Source organism: Pseudomonas sp. EL_65y_Pfl1_R83, assembly GCF_963970695.1.
Lineage (GTDB): Bacteria > Pseudomonadota > Gammaproteobacteria > Pseudomonadales > Pseudomonadaceae > Aquipseudomonas > Aquipseudomonas tritici.
This window is the reverse complement of the sequence record NZ_CAXAQI010000019.1, coordinates 71,140-87,435: the sequence shown is the minus strand read 5'-3', so window position 1 is coordinate 87,435 and position 16,296 is coordinate 71,140. Positions and strand designations below refer to the sequence as shown.

Sequence of the window (16,296 nt, the reverse complement as noted above, 5' to 3'; positions counted from 1 at the left end):
GTCATCCGTCCTTCAGCAGTTGAGCCTCGAGCCAGGCGAGCAGCGCCGCCACCTCGTCCCGCGTCCCGGCCGCTTGATGCCGATAAACCGAAATAGCTTCGGGCAAGTGCACGCTCTCGGCGCACGGCCTCACCAGCGCGCCACTTTCAATCAAGCGGCTCGCGGTGCGACGCCAGCCCATGGCAATCCCGTACCCCTCGACAGCGGCCTGCAACATCAGTGGGTAGCTGTCGAACGTGGCACTGCGCGCGTCCCCCGCCAGCCTCTGGCCAAACACCTGCAGCCACTCATCCCACTCCATCAGATGCGGCGGCGGCGCGCTGTGGTGCAAGAACGTATGACGCTGCAATGCATTCAGTGACAGCGGTTGCTCTACGGCCAGGTAGAGCGGACTGCACACCGGAAAGACCTCGTCCGAGGCTGTGAATATCAGCGGATGAGCCCCGCTGGCGCGCCGCGTGCTTTGCAGTGCAACGTCAAAGGGGTCGTTGAATTCAGTCAAGGGTCGAGTGGTGGTCACCACCTGGATTTCGATATTCGGGTATTGCTGGTGAAACGTCGATAATCGCGGCATCAGCCAATAAAACGCCTCACACAACTGGCAGAGCAGCACCACGCGGTTGCTGTGGTGCACCGCGCGCAGGCGGGCGGCGCCTTCACCGATGCGGCGCAGCGCCTCGCCGATCACACGCCCCAGCTCGCGCCCCTCTGGCGTGAGGAACACGGCACGATTGCGGCGCTGAAACAGTTTGATCCCGAGGTTATCCTCGAGCCCACGAATCTGCCGGCTGATCGCGGCCTGGGTAATGTGCAGCTCAGCGGCTGCCTTGGAAAAACTCTCCAGGCGTGCCGCCGCTTCGAAGGGCAGCAAGCTGGCAAGGGGCGGTAAGGTTTTGCCGAGCGCATTCATAATCTTTGGTTATGTATCCAGGGCTGAGAACTCGTTTGTAGCACGGCCGTGCGGCTGGGCACCATGCGTATCCATTACTTAATGGATAACCCGGATGAATTCTGCACCCGCGTCAATACTTGTCGGACTGTTCCTTGCCGTGATTGCGACCCTCGGCTGGGCGCTGAACTTCATCACCCCCTACGTTTCCGGCGAATACAGCCTCTACGACCTGATGCTCGTGCGATTCCTGTTCGTCGGCGGGCTGGGCGGCGGTTGGATACTCCTGAGTCGCGCCCATTTGCACCTGATTATGCCTGGCCAACGATTATTGGCAGGCGGGCTGGGCGCGCTGGGGTGCCTGGGTTATGGCGTGTGTATCGCCGCCGGCGTGCACTTTGCCGGGCCGGTGCTCACGCCGGCGGTGATCGGGACGGTGCCGGTGCTGCTCGCGTTGCTGGGCAATGCGCGGCACAAGACCGTCGAATGGCAACGACTGATCACCCCCTTGTCGTGCCTGATGACAGGGCTGGCATTGTCGAACGTCGGCAGCCTTCATCAACCGTCGTTGAGTGCCGATTCGTGGCTGGCGGGGTTGTTTTGTTCGCTGGGTGCCGTGGCGTTATGGCTACTGTTCAGCGTGCTCAACCAACAGCACCTGATGCAGTTGCCGGCTCAGGCGACCGGGCTTTGGACCGCGTTGATGCTGGCCGGTGCCGGCATCGCTGCGCTGTGCCTGTGGCCGATCATGCAGGCCCTGGGGTTGCTGAGGCTGCCAGTCCTCGGCGCTGGGCTTGAACAGGCAGCGCCGTTGTATGCCTGGGGCTTGGTCATCGCCGTGATGTCCACCGTGGTCGGCGCGTGGGCCTGGAACGCTGCAACGCGTCGCTTACCCATGGTCCTGAGCGGCCAGTTGATTGCCCTCGAATCACTGTTCGCCACCCTGCTCGGCCTGGGCTTCGCAGGTCGGGGCCCGACACTCATGGAAGCGGCAGGCCTCGCGGCGGTGCTGATCGGCGTGGTGATGGCGGTGCGCATCATCCTGATAGCCAGGCCCGACACCGCCTCGTCCATGCCAATTACAGGTCAGTGATTTCCTTGTGACGCGGCACCAGCGCCTTCATCACGCTCCAGGCCACCAGGTAGGCCAGTGCGCAAATGGCGAACATGATCATGTAGCCGGTGTGGATGTCGTTGATGGACTTGTAGTAGTCGAACACCCAGCCACCGATCTTGGTCATCACCACGCCGCCCAGGCCGCCGGCCATGCCGCCGATGCCGACCACCGAGGCTACGGTCTTCTGCGGGAACATGTCAGACACGGTGGTGAAGATGTTGCACGACCACGCCTGGTGCGCCGACGCGCCCACGCCGATCAGTAATACCGGGATCCAGAAGCTGATGTAACCCAACGGCTGCGCCAGCAGCACCACCAGCGGGAACAGCGCAATCACCAGCATCGCTTTCATGCGGCCGTCATACGGCGCATCGCCGCGCGCCATGAAGTAGCTGGGGAACCAGCCGCCGCCAATACTGCCCACCATGGTCATGCTGTACAGCACCGCCAGCGGCAGCACGATGTCGGGGCCCTTCATGCCGTATTGCGCCGACAAGTAGGTGGGCAGCCAGAACAGGAAGAACCACCACACGCCGTCAGTCATGAACTTGCCGAAAGCAAAGGCCCAGGTCTGGCGGTAAGTGAGCAACTTGAACCACGAGACTTTTTTCGCCACTGCGCCAGCGGGTTCAGGCGTGAAGGGCTGCACGGTCTGGTCGCTGCGGATGTAGGCCAGCTCTTCGGGCGACAGACGCTTTTGCTCGTCCGGCTTCTTATAGAGTGCGACCCACACCGCCACCCACACGAACCCCAACCCACCGATCACAATAAATGCCGCTTCCCAGCCCCATAAACCGGCAATCAACGGCACGCAGATAGGCGCCAGGATGGCACCGACGTTGGCCCCGGAGTTGAAGAGGCCGGTGGCGAGCGAGCGTTCTTTCTTGGGGAAGTATTCGGCAGTCGCCTTGATCGCAATTGGGAAGTTGCCCGCCTCGCCAATCGCCAACACTGCACGGGACAGCATGAACCCTGCAATCGACACAGGAATCACCGCCAACCCAATCGCGCCGCTGATCGCCGCGATGCCCTCGCCCATCGGCACCGAGAACGCGTGCATGATGGCGCCCGTGGACCAGATGCCAATCGCCAGCACGTAGGCTGCCTTGGTGCCGATCTTGTCGACAAAGCGCCCGGCGAACAGCATGGAGATCGCGTAGACAAACTGGAAAACTGCAGCAATGTTGGCGTAGTCGGTGTTGCTCCAGCCAAATTGCGTCGACAGCTGCGGCGCCAGCAGGCTGAGCACCTGGCGGTCGAGGTAATTGACGGTGGTCGCGAAGAACAGCATCGCGCAGATGGTCCAGCGATAGTTGCCTACAGCTTGGCCAACGCGGTGGGCGTGGATGGGCTCGTTCAAGTTCATGGCATCACTTTTTATTTTTGTTAGGTAGGACATATGTAACGTCATATGTCGTCGTACAACTGCGGCTTTTATATCGGGACGCCCACACGGTGTCAATTTGAAATATTGCCGTTTATCGCGGTATTGCGCGGCTATGTGATAGATCAGGCAAAAGCAGTTGTAGGATGACAAATGCGAAACACCAGGCTCGGCGACTTGCCCGGCACATCGTCAAGCGCGCCGAAAGGCTGCATGCCGATCTTTTCCAGCACGCGGATCGACGCTGCGTGGTCCGGTCGTACCAGGCCAAACACTTCGGGCACGCCCAGGGTGTCAAATGCCAGCGCCAGCGCATCGCAGCCAAGTTCGGTCGCGTAGCCCTGCCCCCAGGCTTGCACTGCAAACCTATAACCCAGGTTGACGCGCTGCTCGGTCAAGTAGTTGAGTGGCGCTATCCCACCGAAGCCGATGATGTGTTCCGGCGCCTCATTTCGCGCAATCGCCCACCAGCCATAACCCTCAGCGGCCCACTGCCCTAGCCAGCGATCCAGCAGGCGTTGCGCCTCGTCGAGGGTGGCCATGGGGCCGGCAGGATTAAACAGGTTGGTCTGCGGGTCGCCGAAGATCGCGAACAATCGCTGCACGTCTGCAGGCTGTGGTTGACGGTAGATCAGGCGGGAGAAAGTCGTTGGCATAGAAATCGCTCCGTTGTGAACCGAAGAAGTTCAATGCATCTGCAAAAAAAAGCAAATAACGCTGAATTATTTCGTGTCCGCTTGTATCTGAACTGACAGAGCGGCGCCATCGCTGCGATGGCACCTCCCCTGTTCTGCTTTAGAGTGCCCCGCATGAAATTACGTAAGAAAAGCGTCAAACCGATCGGATTGAAAGACATCACCATTGTCGACGACACCAAGGTGCGCAAGGCAATCACCGCCGCCGCACTGGGTAACGCCATGGAATGGTTCGACTTTGGCGTCTACGGATTTGTCGCCTATGTGCTCGGCAAGGTGTTCTTCCCCGACGCCTCGCCCAGCGTACAAATGATCGCTGCACTCGGCACCTTCTCCGTGCCGTTCCTGATCCGCCCCCTGGGTGGCCTGTTCTTTGGTGCGCTGGGCGATAAGTACGGGCGGCAAAAAGTACTCGCCGCGACCATCGTGATCATGTCCCTGAGCACCTTTGCCATTGGCCTTATCCCCGGCTATGCCTCGATTGGCATCTGGGCGCCGGTCCTGCTGTTGTTGTGCAAAATGGCCCAGGGTTTCTCGGTGGGCGGCGAATACACCGGCGCGTCGATCTTCGTCGCCGAGTACGCCCCGGACCGCAAGCGCGGCTTCCTGGGGAGTTGGCTGGACTTTGGTTCCATCGCCGGTTTCGTCCTGGGCGCAGGCGTGGTCGTACTGATTTCTAGCGTCTTGGGCGAAGCGGACTTCGAAGCATGGGGTTGGCGCCTGCCGTTCTTCCTCGCCTTGCCCCTGGGCATCATCGGCCTGTATCTGCGCCATGCGCTGGAAGAAACCCCAGCGTTCCAACAGCACATGGACACACTCGAGCAAGGCGACCGCGAAGGCCTGACCCACGGCCCCAAAGTCTCGTTCAAGGAAGTCGCGACCAATCACTGGCGCAGCCTGCTGACCTGCATCGGTATCGTCGCGGCGACCAACGTGACGTACTACATGCTGCTCACCTACATGCCGAGCTACCTGTCGCATAACCTGCACTACAAAGAAAACAGCGGCGTGCTGATCATCATCGCGATCATGGTCGGCATGCTATTCGTGCAGCCGTTCATTGGCTTTATCAGCGACAAGGTCGGCCGCAAGCCCTTCATCATCGCTGGCAGCATCGGTTTGCTGTTCCTGTCCATCCCGGCGTTTATGCTGATCACCAGCGGCAAGATCGGGCTGATCTTCGCCGGCTTGCTGATCCTGGCCGTGATCCTCAACTTCTTCATCGGCGTGATGGCCTCGACACTGCCCGCGATGTTCCCCACCCACCTGCGCTACAGCGCCTTGGCCGGCGCGTTCAACGTTTCGGTACTGATCGCCGGCCTCACGCCAACCGCCGTGGCCTGGCTGGTAGAAAGCACCAACGATCTGTTCATGCCCGCCTACTACCTGATGGTGTTTGCCGTGGTCGGCCTGATCACCGGCCTGACCATGAAGGAAACAGCCAACAAGCCACTGCGCGGCGCAGCGCCGGCCGCTTCGGACATGGAAGAAGCCAAGGAGTTGCTGCAGGAACACCACGACAATATCGAGCAAAAAATCGAAGACATCGATGCAGAAATTGCGGCTCTGGAAGCCAAGCGCCAGAACCTGGTGCAGCAGCATCCGCGGATCAATTAAAGCCTGAATGTGCGGGGTGGCCCCGGCCACCCCGCCCTCAAAAGATAGGTAGATGCCAATCCCTCCATCGGAGTGTCACCCAGGGTTGGATTCGCGCGATGCTGTCCGAGCTCCCAACCTGCCGGAAACTCTGAGCCTGTTTGCACGGTCGAGAACCCTGCCCGACGATGCCGAAGCCGGGGGCGGCTTGATGGTTGCGATCATTCAACTGGCGATCGCCTCGGGCGCTATCGTGGGAGGCCTGGTGTTTGGCCTGAGCGGGTATCAGGCGACATTCGAGTTGGGTGCGGCAGTGCTGGGCGCCGCGGCCTTACTGGCTTGGCTGGCAGCACGCGCCAGCGGTAATCACCTGTGGCGGTCTAAATATTTCGCCGGGCTCGCCGATAACAAGGGATAACCCTTGACTTGCAGAGACGCCCTGCGGGAAACAATGCCGAATACTCTCGCCCCTATTGTCCGCTCGCTTTCCGATCGCACCAGCCTTTCGCTGGCACGTACCTCATTGTTCAAGTTCATGGCGTTGCTGGCCGTCGTCTTTGCGGCGGCGGCTTATTCGCTGGTTTACCTCGCCTATGAGATGGACCGCACCGAACAGGCGAAAAGTGCCTTCTATACCCGTAAAGCCCTGCAATCCCTAGAAAAATCCCTGCGGGTGACGGTCAAGGACTACGCGTTCTGGAGCGATGCGTACAAGCACCTGCACGTTAAAGTGGACACTGATTGGGCGTATGTCCGGGGCAATATCGGCGCCACGCTGTTCGATGATTTCGGTTTTCAAGGCCTGTTTGTGGTCAACGATGCCAACCGCACGGTCTATGCGGTCGTCGATGGCAAGCTGCAAGATGTCGAACTCACGCAATCGCTCGACCAGCCCTTTGCCGGGATTGTGGAGCAGGCACGTGCAGGCGCTGACAACGAAACACCCGTCACAGCCTTCATCAACGTCAAGGGCAGCCCCGCGCTGGTGGCCGCAGCCGCCATCACCCCCGGCACAGACCCCACGGTGAAGCCCGATGGCCGACCCGCTTCGGTCCTGATCTTCGTCGACATCCTCAACAGTGCCAAGCTGGCCGTGATCGGCAATGAATTCGGCGTGGCCAAGCTGCACATCGCCACCCCTGATGAAATCGGCCAGACGTTGCTGTTCCCCCTCGGCGACAACGGTGCTGCCGGCAGCCTGCATTGGGAGCCGGCCCGACCCGGTTTGCGCTTGATGGGCGTCGGCCTGCCCCTGCTTGGCCTGGCAGCGTTATTGGTATGCGTGATGAGCTGGGTCATTTCACGCCGCACCACGGCGGCCGCGCTCGCCCTGGACGCTAGCCATTCGTCGCTGCAAAACAGCCAGAATGCCCTGGCGACCAGCGAAGCACGCTTTCGCGATGTGGTAGAGGCGAGTTCCGATTGGGTGTGGGAAATCGACGCCAGTTGGCGCTTTACCTACCTGTCGGAGCGCTTCGAAGGCGTCACCGGGTTGGCGCGGCATGCGTGGATCGGTGCGACGATGAACGACTTGCTCGAGACCGAGACCGGCCTGCTCTCGCAATGGCTCAGCACCCCCGGACGCCGCCCGGATATCAGTGTGCAGTGCCGATACGTCGATGCACTGGGGCTGGAACGCAGCACACGGCTGTCAGCGCGGCAGATGCCGTGTGGCGGCTTTCGCGGGACGGCCACCGACGTGACGGAAGAAGTCGAGTCCCGTCGACGCATCGAGTTCTTGTCCCAGCATGACGCCCTCACCGGGCTGCCCAATCGCACGCGGCTGCAAGCGTTCCTGGAGGGCAAGTTCAAGGCGCTGTCGAGTACGGCGCTGTCGGCAGCTGAGTTGTCCACCTCAACGCAGCCGTTGGTAATGCTCAGCCTGGACCTTGATCGGTTCAAACCGGTCAACGATCTGCTCGGGCATGCTGCCGGCGACCGGGTACTCAACGAAGTCTCGGCCCGCCTGGCCGCCTGCGTGCGCCATGGTGATCTGGTCGCCCGTGTGGGTGGTGATGAATTTGTGCTGATCCTGAGCGATGCAGGCACTCAAGACGAGGTCGAAGCCCTGTGCAAGCGCTTGATCGAATCGATCGAGCGCACGATCAGAATCGACGAGCAAGAGGTGTTCGTCAGCGCCAGTATTGGCATCGCCCTCGCCCCCAATGATGCCCGCGAAGCCACGGAGCTGCTGCGTTACGCCGATATTGCACTATACGAGGCAAAGGCTGCGGGCCGTAATACCTGGCGGTTCTACTCCGGCGATATGAACGCGCGGATCATTGAACGCCGACGCCTGGAGAGCGACCTGCGCTTTGCAATCAAACATGCAGAGCTGCGCCTGCACTTCCAACCGCGCTATCGCATCGCCGACGGCCAGATGGTCGGCGCGGAAGCCCTGGTGCGCTGGCAACACCCGTTGCGCGGCCTGATCACGCCGGACACCTTTATTCCGATCGCCGAAGAGTCAGGGCTGATCCTGGCCCTGAGCGACTGGGTACTTGAAACCGCTTGTAAATGCGCCGCCCAGTGGCCCGAGCATCTTTTTGTGTCGGTGAACCTGTCACCCATGGAATTCAGGCGTGGCAACCTGGTAAAGCGCGTACGGCAGGCCCTGAAGACCTCAGGTATCGAACCCGCGCGCGTGGAACTGGAAATCACCGAAAGCGTCATGCTCGAAGATGCCACCGGGGCGCTGGAGGTCATGCGCACGCTCAAGCAATTGGGCATACGCATCGCCATGGATGACTTCGGCACCGGCTACTCATCCCTGAGCTACCTGCGCACGTTCCCGTTCGACGGTTTGAAGATAGACCGCAGCTTCCTGACCCGGCTGGAAGAAAGTGATGATGACAAGGCGATTATCCAGGCCATCGTCGGCCTGGGTCGGGCCCTGGCACTGACCGTAACGGCCGAAGGCGTGGAAACGGCTGAACACCTGGCATTGCTCAAGGCCGTGGCCTGTGAAGAGGGCCAAGGCTATTTCCTCAGTCACCCCCTGGATATCGAAACCTTCACTCGCCTGTTGGGCGTGCACGCCGGCATCGTGCAGGGATAACGCCGGGCGCTACCTGAAAAAATGGCTGGGCGTCTTGCCGAACTGCTTCTTGAACATGCTGGTGAATGCGCTCGGGCTTTCATACCCCAGCTCCAAGGCGATATCGATCACCTTTTCGCCCACCGCAATGCGCTCCAGCGCCAACAGCAGCCTTGCTTGTTGGCGCCACTGGCCGAACGTCATGCCGGTTTCCTTGCGGAACAAGCGCTGGATGGTTTTCTGGTCAAGGTTCAAGCGCTCGCTCCAGTCCGCGACCGTCGAGGCGTCGCCCGGTTCATCCTGCAACGCCAGGCAGATCCGGTGTACGCGCGGGTCGGCAGGCAGCGGCAGCAACAGCGGCAACGCCGGTAACAGCGCCAGCTCGTCCAGAATCAGGTGCATGATGCGCGCATCCCGGGAGTCCTCGGCATACGGTGGTTTCAAGCTCACCGACGCCTTGATCAGCTCACTCAGCAGGGGCGAAATACTCACGGCCTTGGTTTCGGTGGGCAAGTTGGGAAAGCTGTCGGGACGGACAAAGACGCTGCGCATCTTCAACGGGCCTACACAACGCAAGGAGTGGACGTGCCCACTGGGCATCCAGAAGCCGCGATTGGGCGGCACCGTCCACTGGTTCTGCGCCGAGTGCACCACCATCACGCCTTCGGTGGCGTATAGCAGTTGATGCTTCTCATGGCTGTGGTCGGGGATCACCCAGTTCTCCGGATAATCGGTGGCCGAACTGATGACAGCCCAATCGCCCTCGTCGATCTCCTGTAGAAAAACATCCAGTGACTTGATCATTTCGCCCTTTTTGCGATAGTTGCCTCCCGAATTTCGCGAGACAGGCATTTGCGGCGAATCTAGCATAGCTCCCGAATCATTTTGTATTGGATGGCGACCTTAAGAAGTTGCCACCTGTGTTCGCCGCCTTGAATGGAATGCCTGCATGTCGACCCTCACTGCGTCACCCGCCGCTGCAACCACTGCGCCCCAGGCCAGCCCGTTGGTCATGCGCGTCCTTGGCGCCTGCGCCCTGGCGCATTTAATCAATGACCTGATCCAGGCCGTGCTGCCGTCGATCTACCCGATGCTCAAGGCCAACTACGGCCTGTCGTTTACCCAGGTGGGCCTGATCACCCTGACCTTCCAGTTGACCGCCTCGTTGCTGCAGCCGTGGATCGGCTACCACACCGACCGCCACCCTAAACCGTGGCTGCTGCCAGCGGGCATGGTGTGCACCCTGATGGGCATCCTGATGCTGGCGTTTGTCGGCAGCTTCCCGGCCATCCTGATCGCAGCCGGCTTAGTCGGTGTCGGCTCGTCGACCTTCCACCCGGAAACCTCGCGCGTCGCACGCCTGGCCTCTGGCGGGCGCTACGGCCTGGCGCAGTCGACGTTCCAGGTCGGCGGCAACACCGGCAGCGCCCTGGGTCCGTTGCTCGCGGCGGCAATCATCATTCCCTACGGCCAGGGCCATATCGCCTGGTTTGGGCTGTTCGCGGTGTTCGCGATCCTGGTGCTCTACGGTTTGAGCCGCTGGTACCGTAACCACCTCAACCTGTTCAAGCTCAAGCAAGGCGGCCAAGCCACCCATGGCTTGTCCAAAGGCCGTGTGACCTTTGCCTTGGTGGTGCTGGCTGCGCTGGTGTTTTCCAAGTACTTCTACATGACCAGCCTGACCAGCTACTTCACCTTTTACCTGATTGAAAAATTCCAGCTGTCCGTCGCCAGCTCGCAGATGTACTTGTTCCTGTTCCTTGGTGCGGTTGCCGTCGGCACCTTCGCGGGCGGCCCGATTGGCGACAAGATCGGCCGCAAGAAGGTCATCTGGTTCTCCATCCTCGGCGCCGCGCCATTCACCCTGGCGCTGCCCTACGTTGACCTGTACTGGACGGCGGTGCTGAGCGTGGTGATCGGTTTTGTGCTCGCCTCGGCGTTCTCGGCCATCGTGGTGTTTGCCCAGGAACTGGTGCCGGGCAATGTGGGCATGATCGCCGGGATATTCTTCGGCCTGATGTTCGGCTTCAGCGGGATTGGTGCAGCGTTGCTGGGGTTGCTGGCCGATAGCCACGGCATCGAATACGTCTACAAAATCTGCTCGTTCCTCCCGTTGGTCGGCATCCTGACGATAGTGTTGCCGTCAACCAAAGGCGTTTGACGTCTACGGCATGCGCAGGCACGAACGCCTGCGCATGCTGAGCAGGCCAATCCATGTTTAAATCCTTGTTTGGCGGCTTCCTGTGCGTTCACGCTTGCCGCCCCACCAAGGAACACCCGTATGCGCCTGGCAGATTTCATTATTGAGAACCTCGAGCCGATCCTTCAGGCCTGGGAGGACTTTGCCCGGACCATTCAGACCCCCGGGGCCGATCTCAACCGTATAGACCTGCGTGATCATGCCGAACAGATGCTGCGGGCCATTGCGCAGGATCTGCGCAGCGCACAGACCGCGCAGGAGCAAATCGACAAGGCCCAGGGCCTCGCACCGCAGGACGAACACGAAAGCCCGGCCGAAACCCATGCCATGACGCGCTTGATGGCGGGTTTTTCGTTTGATCAGATGGTGTCTGAATACCGCGCGCTGCGCACCAGCGTGCTCAGCCAGTGGCTCCGGCAGGTCAAACACGGTACGCCACGGGATATCGATGACATGAACCGCTTTCACGAAGCCATCGATCAAGCCCTCACGGAGTCCATTGCCAGTTACTCGCGGGCGGTGGAAGCCTCGCGCAATGTGTTCTTGGGTATCCTCGGCCATGACTTGCGCACGCCCTTGGGCGCCATTCTGCTAGGCGCCAACATGCTGCGGCGTTCGGAAGAGGTCGGGGAGCGCGGTAACAAAGTCGCCGGGCAGATTTACACCAGTGTTCAACGGGCGAGCCAAATTGTCAGCGACCTGCTGGATTTGACCCGTTGCCAGATGGGCCCCGGCATCCCCGTGAAACGCATGGACATTGACCTGGCCCCCTTTTGCGAACGCATCGTCGAAGAAATGCGCTCGTTTCACCCACACGCGCAACTCGAATATGAAACAACAGCGCCCGCACTTGGTGCGTTCGACGGCGCGCGCATGGAGCAGGTGTTCTCCAACATCATCAGTAACGCCGTGCAGCACGGCAATGCTCGCCTGCCGATCACGGTGCGACTTGCGGTTTCAGATGGCCGCCTGCTGTTCACCGTTCACAATCAAGGCGAGCCGATTCCGGAGGATGTGCTGCCGTTCATTTTCAATCCCATGGGGCGTTTTTCGCAGCGCTCGGTGATTGAACATGGCCCTGCGGAAGGCCTTGGACTGGGGCTTTTCATCGCGTCTGAGATCGTGGCGGCCCATGAGGGTTCGATCGAGGTCACGTCAACATCGCAGTGGGGTACGGAGTTTCGGGTAACGGTGCCGTTGCTTGCAACTGGAGAGGCTTGATAGCCACTCCACACGACGGCTGTTCATATCAACCCGGCCACCAGCATGCCGCCCAGCCCAAAGAGACACGCTACGCCAACCCCATAGGCCAACGTGCGCCAAGGTTGCCACTGCGCCAGATACGTCACCGTGTGCACCAACCGCGCCAGCGTAAACCCGGCGAATAAGCAGACAATGGGGAAACTGGACGCCCCCAGCGCCACGCACAGTCCTCCCAACACAAAAAACAGGGGGATATTCTCCAAGTCATTCGCCCATGCCTTGGCGGCCCTGGCGACTTGCGGCACTTCCTCCGAATGCACAACGCGATTGAAGAACGCCGCATCCTCACGATTGGTAAATGCGAAACCCCGTATCCGGAAAAAGCCCTGATAGCAGGAAATCGCAAACATCTTCAGGCAGAGCACCAGCACACACAGCGCGTAGACGTGCAAAAGCTCATTCATCGCGGTACCCATTCACCACGAGATAGAGCAACGGCCCCACCGACACAAGCACCGCCGTCAGCACCCAGTACGGCACCACCGAAGCCATCGACCGCCCTCGCCGGCGCGCATCCCGGTACATCCACGCGCACGCCAGCACCGCCATCAAGTACAGGTCTATGACCACCTGCGCCGTGTCCGGCCGCGACATCAGTTGCAGCCCAAATGCCAGCAGCGACTGCTCCGCCGTCAGCATCGTCGCCAGGGTGTACAGCGAAAATCCCAGCAAACTGGCCAGGGCAATATAGGGTCGTCTCATGGTCGCTTCCTTGGAATGATGCAGGCTTAAGTTAGTGATAAGGTTCAGCCCTTCGCAATGACCTCGGAGGTCATGACCACGCCATGGACACCCCTTCTACTGCCGGCGAGCAACTGCGCCAATGGCGCCGACAGGCCAAGCTGAGCCAACTCGATCTGGCGCTCATCACCGGTATTTCCCAGCGCCACCTCAGTTGCCTCGAAACAGGCCGCGCCAAGCCGAGCCCAGCCACCTTGCATAACCTGCTGACGGCGCTGGAGGCACCGTTGGACCAGTGCAACCGAGTCTTCCTCGCGGCCGGATTCGCTCCGCGCTACACCGCCACACCGCTCGCCTCGCCCGCCATGGCCGCGATTCGCGAAGCGGTCAGCCATGTATTGCACGCCAACAACCCAGCGCCTGCGATCCTGTTGGATAGCCAGTGGCAAGTGCTCGCGGCGAATGCCAGTACCAGCGTGCTGTTTGCTTTAGTGGGTAGCCCGCCCGAGACGGCTGAAGGTTTGAACCTGCTGACCACGCTGCTGCAGGCGGGTGGCCTCGGCGATCACTTGGTCAATGCCGATGAGATCCGCACCCTGGCCTGGCAGCGTGCTACTCGCGAGGCGCTGGGCAACCCGGACCTGGCCGCGCTGCTGGCGAGCCTGCCAACCCCGACGAACGCTGAACTGCCCGCGCACCTGCCACCGCTGGTGCTGACCCGCCTGCGCTCAACCCAGGGCGAGCTGAGCTTTTTGTCCACCTTCACTACCTTCGGCATGCCCCAGGACATCACCCTCACCTCCCTGCGTATCGAACACCTGATTCCCGCTGACGACGCCACTTGGCAGGTGATGCGCGGCGCCTATGTGGATTATGCGGCGCTGGTTTTGTGAAATATCTGTACGTAGACTGCCGCCATACCCCCACTTGAAGGCGGCGAAAAACACGTGATGCAAGTTACCGAAGTCTCCATTGCCCAATTGCGCGCGGCGCTTGAGTCCGGCCAGACCACGGCCGTTGAACTGGTCCAGGCGTACCTGGCGCGAATCGATGCCTATGACGGTCCGCAGACCGCCACCGCCTTGAACGCCGTGGTGGTGCGCAACCCCCAAGCGCTGAAAGAAGCCGAAGCGTGCGATGCACGCCGGGCCAAAGGCGAAACCTTGGGGCCCTTGGACGGCATTCCTTACACCGCCAAAGACAGCTACCTGGTCAAGGGCCTGACTGCGGCATCCGGCAGCCCGGCATTTGCCAAGCTGGTCGCGCAGCGTGATGCGTTCACCATCGAGCGCCTGCGCGCCGGCGGTGCCATCTGCCTGGGCAAGACCAATATGCCGCCGATGGCCAATGGCGGGATGCAACGTGGCGTGTATGGCCGCGCAGAAAGCCCGTATAACGCCGATTACCTGACCGCGCCGTTCGCCTCCGGCTCGTCCAACGGCGCTGGCACCGCGACGGCGGCGAGTTTTGCGGCCTTTGGCCTGGCAGAAGAAACCTGGTCGAGCGGGCGCGGCCCGGCGTCCAACAATGGCCTGTGCGCCTACACCCCATCCCGCGGGGTGATTTCGGTGCGCGGCAACTGGCCGCTCACGCCGACCATGGACGTAGTGGTGCCCTACGCCCGGACCATGGCCGACCTGCTGGAAGTGCTCGACGTGGTGGTCGCCGAAGACCCGGACACCCGTGGCGACCTGTGGCGCCTGCAGCCGTGGGTGCCGATCCCGAGCGTCACCTCGGTGCGCCCTGCTTCCTACGCTGAATTGGCGGCGCCTGCCGAGTCCCTGGCGGGCAAACGCTTTGGCGTGCCGCGCATGTACATCAACGCCGACCCCGACGCAGGCACCAGCGAAAAACCCGGAATCGGTGGCCCGACCGGGCAGACAATCAACACCCGCGCCAGCGTGATCGACCTGTGGCAAGACGCACGCCAGGTGCTGACAGCGGCCGGCGCGGAAGTGATTGATGTGGATTTCCCGCTGGTGTCCAACTGCGAAGGCGACCGCCCTGGCGCACCTACCGTGTTCACCCGGGGGCTGGTGTCCAAGGAATTCCTCCACGATGAACTGTGGGAACTGTCAGCCTGGGCGTTTGACGACTTCCTGCGCGCCAACAACGACCCGGCGCTCAACCGCCTGGCGGATGTGGACGGGCCAAAGATCTTCCCCCACGACCCGGGCACCCTGCCCAACCGTGAGGACGACTTGGCCGCCGGCATGGATGAATACGTGCGCATGGCCGAGCGCGGCATCACCCCGTGGGACCAGATCAGCACCGTCCCCGATGGCCTGCGCGGATTGGAGCAAACCCGGAGAATCGACCTGGAAGCCTGGATGGACAAGCTCGGCCTCGACGCGGTGCTGTTCCCCACCGTGGCCGACGTGGGCCCGGCGGATGCCGACGTGAACGAAGCCTCGGCCGATATCGCCTGGAGCAACGGCGTCTGGGTGGCCAACGGCAACCTCGCCATCCGCCACCTGGGCGTGCCGACCGTTACCGTGCCGATGGGCGTAATGGCGGATATCGGCATGCCGATAGGGCTGACATTCGCCGGGCGCGCCTATGATGATTCGGCGCTGCTGCGGTTTGCTTGCGCGTATGAAGCGACGGGCAGCAAACGCCAGATTCCGCCGCGCACACCGCCGTTGACGCCGATGTAACTGACTCAACGCTCCCACCTTTGCGCCTGCATTTCACATCAAGCCAGGTGGGGCACGGCAACCAGCAGGATTGCCGTGCCATGGGTCAGCGTCGCCGCCAACACGCCATAGCGCATGCGCACCAGCGCACAGGCCAACCCTTCGATCAGCGTGAACAGCAACACCGGCCAGCCCAATTGGGTGACGCTCAGTGCCAGGAACGCATGGCAAGCGGCAAACGCCACGCCGCTGGCCAGTGCGGCGCGTAAGGGCGCGACATGCTGTTCCAGATAACCTTGCAAATAACCGCGAAACAACACTTCTTCCAAGGCATTGGCGCCATAGGCCAGCACGACCATCCCCGGTAGCCATACCCAATAACCCGGGATCGCTGACACCTCGATACCCTGGTAAAACCGTAGCGGCACACCGATCAGGCACCCGACCACGATCCCGACCGTAAGGCCTGACGCGCAATGCCCCTTGGACCAGAGGATAAGCGGCGACAAGTCTGGCGCCACGCGCACGAGCAAGACGATCAACAGCACCGAGAAGCCACCCAGGGCTGCCAATACAAAGGTGTTTGCCGTGAATGCCAGTTGCACTTCGGTGCCAAGCGACCACATGCCCAAAGGGGTCATCACATCGCGCATCAGCACAAACGCTGCCAATAGAATCAGGACGCGCATACCCGTCAGCGACTTGGGCGTGAGTGCGAGCCACAGGCAAAACAGCAGCAGGCCCGGCGCCAGATACGTGCCGTAGTTGATCAGTACCGCCATTCCCTGGGTAATCATC

General features: G+C 61.4%; 14 protein-coding genes and 1 pseudogene. 8 read left to right on the top strand and 7 right to left on the bottom strand.

Annotation, left to right across the window (positions count from 1 at the left end; all coding sequences use genetic code 11):
* Window position 1: 1 nt before the first annotated feature.
* Window positions 2-910 carry a LysR substrate-binding domain-containing protein gene (locus AACY08_RS23520; RefSeq protein WP_339471618.1) on the bottom strand — a complete coding sequence of 303 codons (909 nt, stop codon included), beginning with the start codon at window positions 908-910 and terminating at the stop codon, window positions 2-4.
* Between the two features lie 94 nt (window positions 911-1,004).
* On the opposite strand from AACY08_RS23520, the gene AACY08_RS23515 reads away from it, so the two are divergent.
* Complete coding sequence (locus AACY08_RS23515) at window positions 1,005-1,982, top strand: DMT family transporter (RefSeq protein WP_339471617.1); 978 nt, start codon at window positions 1,005-1,007, stop codon at window positions 1,980-1,982.
* On the opposite strand, the gene AACY08_RS23510 is transcribed toward AACY08_RS23515, so the two are convergent.
* Together AACY08_RS23510 and AACY08_RS23505 are read right to left on the bottom strand one after the other, a co-directional pair.
* Window positions 1,969-3,372: an MFS transporter gene (locus AACY08_RS23510; RefSeq protein ID WP_339471616.1), complete on the bottom strand. Its 1,404-nt coding sequence runs from the start codon at window positions 3,370-3,372 to the stop codon at window positions 1,969-1,971. The two genes, AACY08_RS23515 and AACY08_RS23510, sit on opposite strands and share 14 nt — an antisense overlap.
* Window positions 3,373-3,515: 143 nt before the next feature.
* Window positions 3,516-4,046 carry a GNAT family N-acetyltransferase gene (locus tag AACY08_RS23505; RefSeq protein ID WP_339471615.1) on the bottom strand — a complete coding sequence of 177 codons (531 nt, stop codon included), beginning with the start codon at window positions 4,044-4,046 and terminating at the stop codon, window positions 3,516-3,518.
* A 153-nt stretch (window positions 4,047-4,199) separates the two neighbouring features.
* Between AACY08_RS23505 and proP the strand changes: the two genes are divergently transcribed.
* The 3 genes and pseudogenes from proP to AACY08_RS23490 all read left to right on the top strand — a co-directional run bounded on the left by proP (window position 4,200) and on the right by AACY08_RS23490 (window position 8,739).
* A complete protein-coding gene (proP, locus tag AACY08_RS23500; RefSeq protein WP_339471614.1) occupies window positions 4,200-5,702 on the top strand; it encodes a glycine betaine/L-proline transporter ProP in 1,503 nt (500 codons plus the stop codon).
* A 148-nt stretch (window positions 5,703-5,850) separates the two neighbouring features.
* Window positions 5,851-6,099: pseudogene (locus AACY08_RS23495) on the top strand (MFS transporter); the annotation flags it as partial.
* A gap of 33 nt (window positions 6,100-6,132) precedes the next feature.
* Window positions 6,133-8,739, top strand: a complete 2,607-nt coding sequence (locus AACY08_RS23490) for a bifunctional diguanylate cyclase/phosphodiesterase (protein WP_339471613.1) — start codon at window positions 6,133-6,135, stop codon at window positions 8,737-8,739.
* A gap of 9 nt (window positions 8,740-8,748) precedes the next feature.
* Here the strand turns inward: AACY08_RS23490 and AACY08_RS23485 are convergent, their stop codons facing one another.
* Window positions 8,749-9,570, bottom strand: a complete 822-nt coding sequence (locus AACY08_RS23485) for an AraC family transcriptional regulator (protein WP_339471612.1) — start codon at window positions 9,568-9,570, stop codon at window positions 8,749-8,751.
* A 97-nt stretch (window positions 9,571-9,667) separates the two neighbouring features.
* Between AACY08_RS23485 and AACY08_RS23480 the strand changes: the two genes are divergently transcribed.
* Together AACY08_RS23480 and AACY08_RS23475 are read left to right on the top strand one after the other, a co-directional pair.
* Complete coding sequence (locus tag AACY08_RS23480) at window positions 9,668-10,879, top strand: MFS transporter (RefSeq protein ID WP_339427572.1); 1,212 nt, start codon at window positions 9,668-9,670, stop codon at window positions 10,877-10,879.
* Window positions 10,880-10,999: 120 nt separating this feature from the next.
* Entirely contained in the window at window positions 11,000-12,139 is a 1,140-nt protein-coding gene (locus AACY08_RS23475; RefSeq protein ID WP_339471611.1) for a sensor histidine kinase, read from the top strand.
* A gap of 23 nt (window positions 12,140-12,162) precedes the next feature.
* Here the strand turns inward: AACY08_RS23475 and AACY08_RS23470 are convergent, their stop codons facing one another.
* Window positions 12,163-12,585 carry an MAPEG family protein gene (locus AACY08_RS23470; RefSeq protein WP_339471609.1) on the bottom strand — a complete coding sequence of 141 codons (423 nt, stop codon included), beginning with the start codon at window positions 12,583-12,585 and terminating at the stop codon, window positions 12,163-12,165.
* Entirely contained in the window at window positions 12,578-12,883 is a 306-nt protein-coding gene (locus AACY08_RS23465; protein ID WP_339471608.1) for a DUF2834 domain-containing protein, read from the bottom strand. Before AACY08_RS23465 ends, AACY08_RS23470 begins: the two co-directional genes overlap by 8 nt.
* An 83-nt stretch (window positions 12,884-12,966) precedes the next feature.
* Here AACY08_RS23465 and AACY08_RS23460 point away from each other — a divergent pair, with 83 nt between their 5' ends.
* Both AACY08_RS23460 and AACY08_RS23455 read left to right on the top strand, forming a co-directional pair.
* The gene (locus tag AACY08_RS23460; RefSeq protein ID WP_339471607.1) at window positions 12,967-13,755 is read left to right on the top strand and encodes a helix-turn-helix domain-containing protein; all 789 of its coding nucleotides are present in this window, start codon (window positions 12,967-12,969) and stop codon (window positions 13,753-13,755) included.
* 54 nt (window positions 13,756-13,809) lie between these two features.
* Window positions 13,810-15,519: an amidase gene (locus AACY08_RS23455; protein ID WP_339471606.1), complete on the top strand. Its 1,710-nt coding sequence runs from the start codon at window positions 13,810-13,812 to the stop codon at window positions 15,517-15,519.
* A gap of 38 nt (window positions 15,520-15,557) precedes the next feature.
* Here AACY08_RS23455 and AACY08_RS23450 read toward each other — a convergent pair whose 3' ends face one another.
* On the bottom strand, window positions 15,558-16,295 hold the full coding sequence (locus AACY08_RS23450) for a CPBP family intramembrane glutamic endopeptidase (protein ID WP_339471605.1): 738 nt from the start codon (window positions 16,293-16,295) through the stop codon (window positions 15,558-15,560).
* Window position 16,296 lies beyond the last annotated feature (1 nt).

Excerpts from the sequence above, each read along its gene's own strand:
- AACY08_RS23520 (WP_339471618.1), bottom strand. The coding sequence starts at position 910 with ATGAATGCGCTCGGCAAAACCTTACCGCCCCTTGCCAGCTTGCTGCCC.
- AACY08_RS23515 (WP_339471617.1), top strand. The coding sequence starts at position 1,005 with ATGAATTCTGCACCCGCGTCAATACTTGTCGGACTGTTCCTTGCCGTG.
- AACY08_RS23510 (WP_339471616.1), bottom strand. The coding sequence starts at position 3,372 with ATGAACTTGAACGAGCCCATCCACGCCCACCGCGTTGGCCAAGCTGTA.
- AACY08_RS23505 (WP_339471615.1), bottom strand. The coding sequence starts at position 4,046 with ATGCCAACGACTTTCTCCCGCCTGATCTACCGTCAACCACAGCCTGCA.
- proP (WP_339471614.1), top strand. The coding sequence starts at position 4,200 with ATGAAATTACGTAAGAAAAGCGTCAAACCGATCGGATTGAAAGACATC.
- AACY08_RS23490 (WP_339471613.1), top strand. The coding sequence starts at position 6,133 with ATGCCGAATACTCTCGCCCCTATTGTCCGCTCGCTTTCCGATCGCACC.
- AACY08_RS23485 (WP_339471612.1), bottom strand. The coding sequence starts at position 9,570 with ATGCCTGTCTCGCGAAATTCGGGAGGCAACTATCGCAAAAAGGGCGAA.
- AACY08_RS23480 (WP_339427572.1), top strand. The coding sequence starts at position 9,668 with ATGTCGACCCTCACTGCGTCACCCGCCGCTGCAACCACTGCGCCCCAG.
- AACY08_RS23475 (WP_339471611.1), top strand. The coding sequence starts at position 11,000 with ATGCGCCTGGCAGATTTCATTATTGAGAACCTCGAGCCGATCCTTCAG.
- AACY08_RS23470 (WP_339471609.1), bottom strand. The coding sequence starts at position 12,585 with ATGAATGAGCTTTTGCACGTCTACGCGCTGTGTGTGCTGGTGCTCTGC.
- AACY08_RS23465 (WP_339471608.1), bottom strand. The coding sequence starts at position 12,883 with ATGAGACGACCCTATATTGCCCTGGCCAGTTTGCTGGGATTTTCGCTG.
- AACY08_RS23460 (WP_339471607.1), top strand. The coding sequence starts at position 12,967 with ATGGACACCCCTTCTACTGCCGGCGAGCAACTGCGCCAATGGCGCCGA.
- AACY08_RS23450 (WP_339471605.1), bottom strand. The coding sequence starts at position 16,295 with ATGATTACCCAGGGAATGGCGGTACTGATCAACTACGGCACGTATCTG.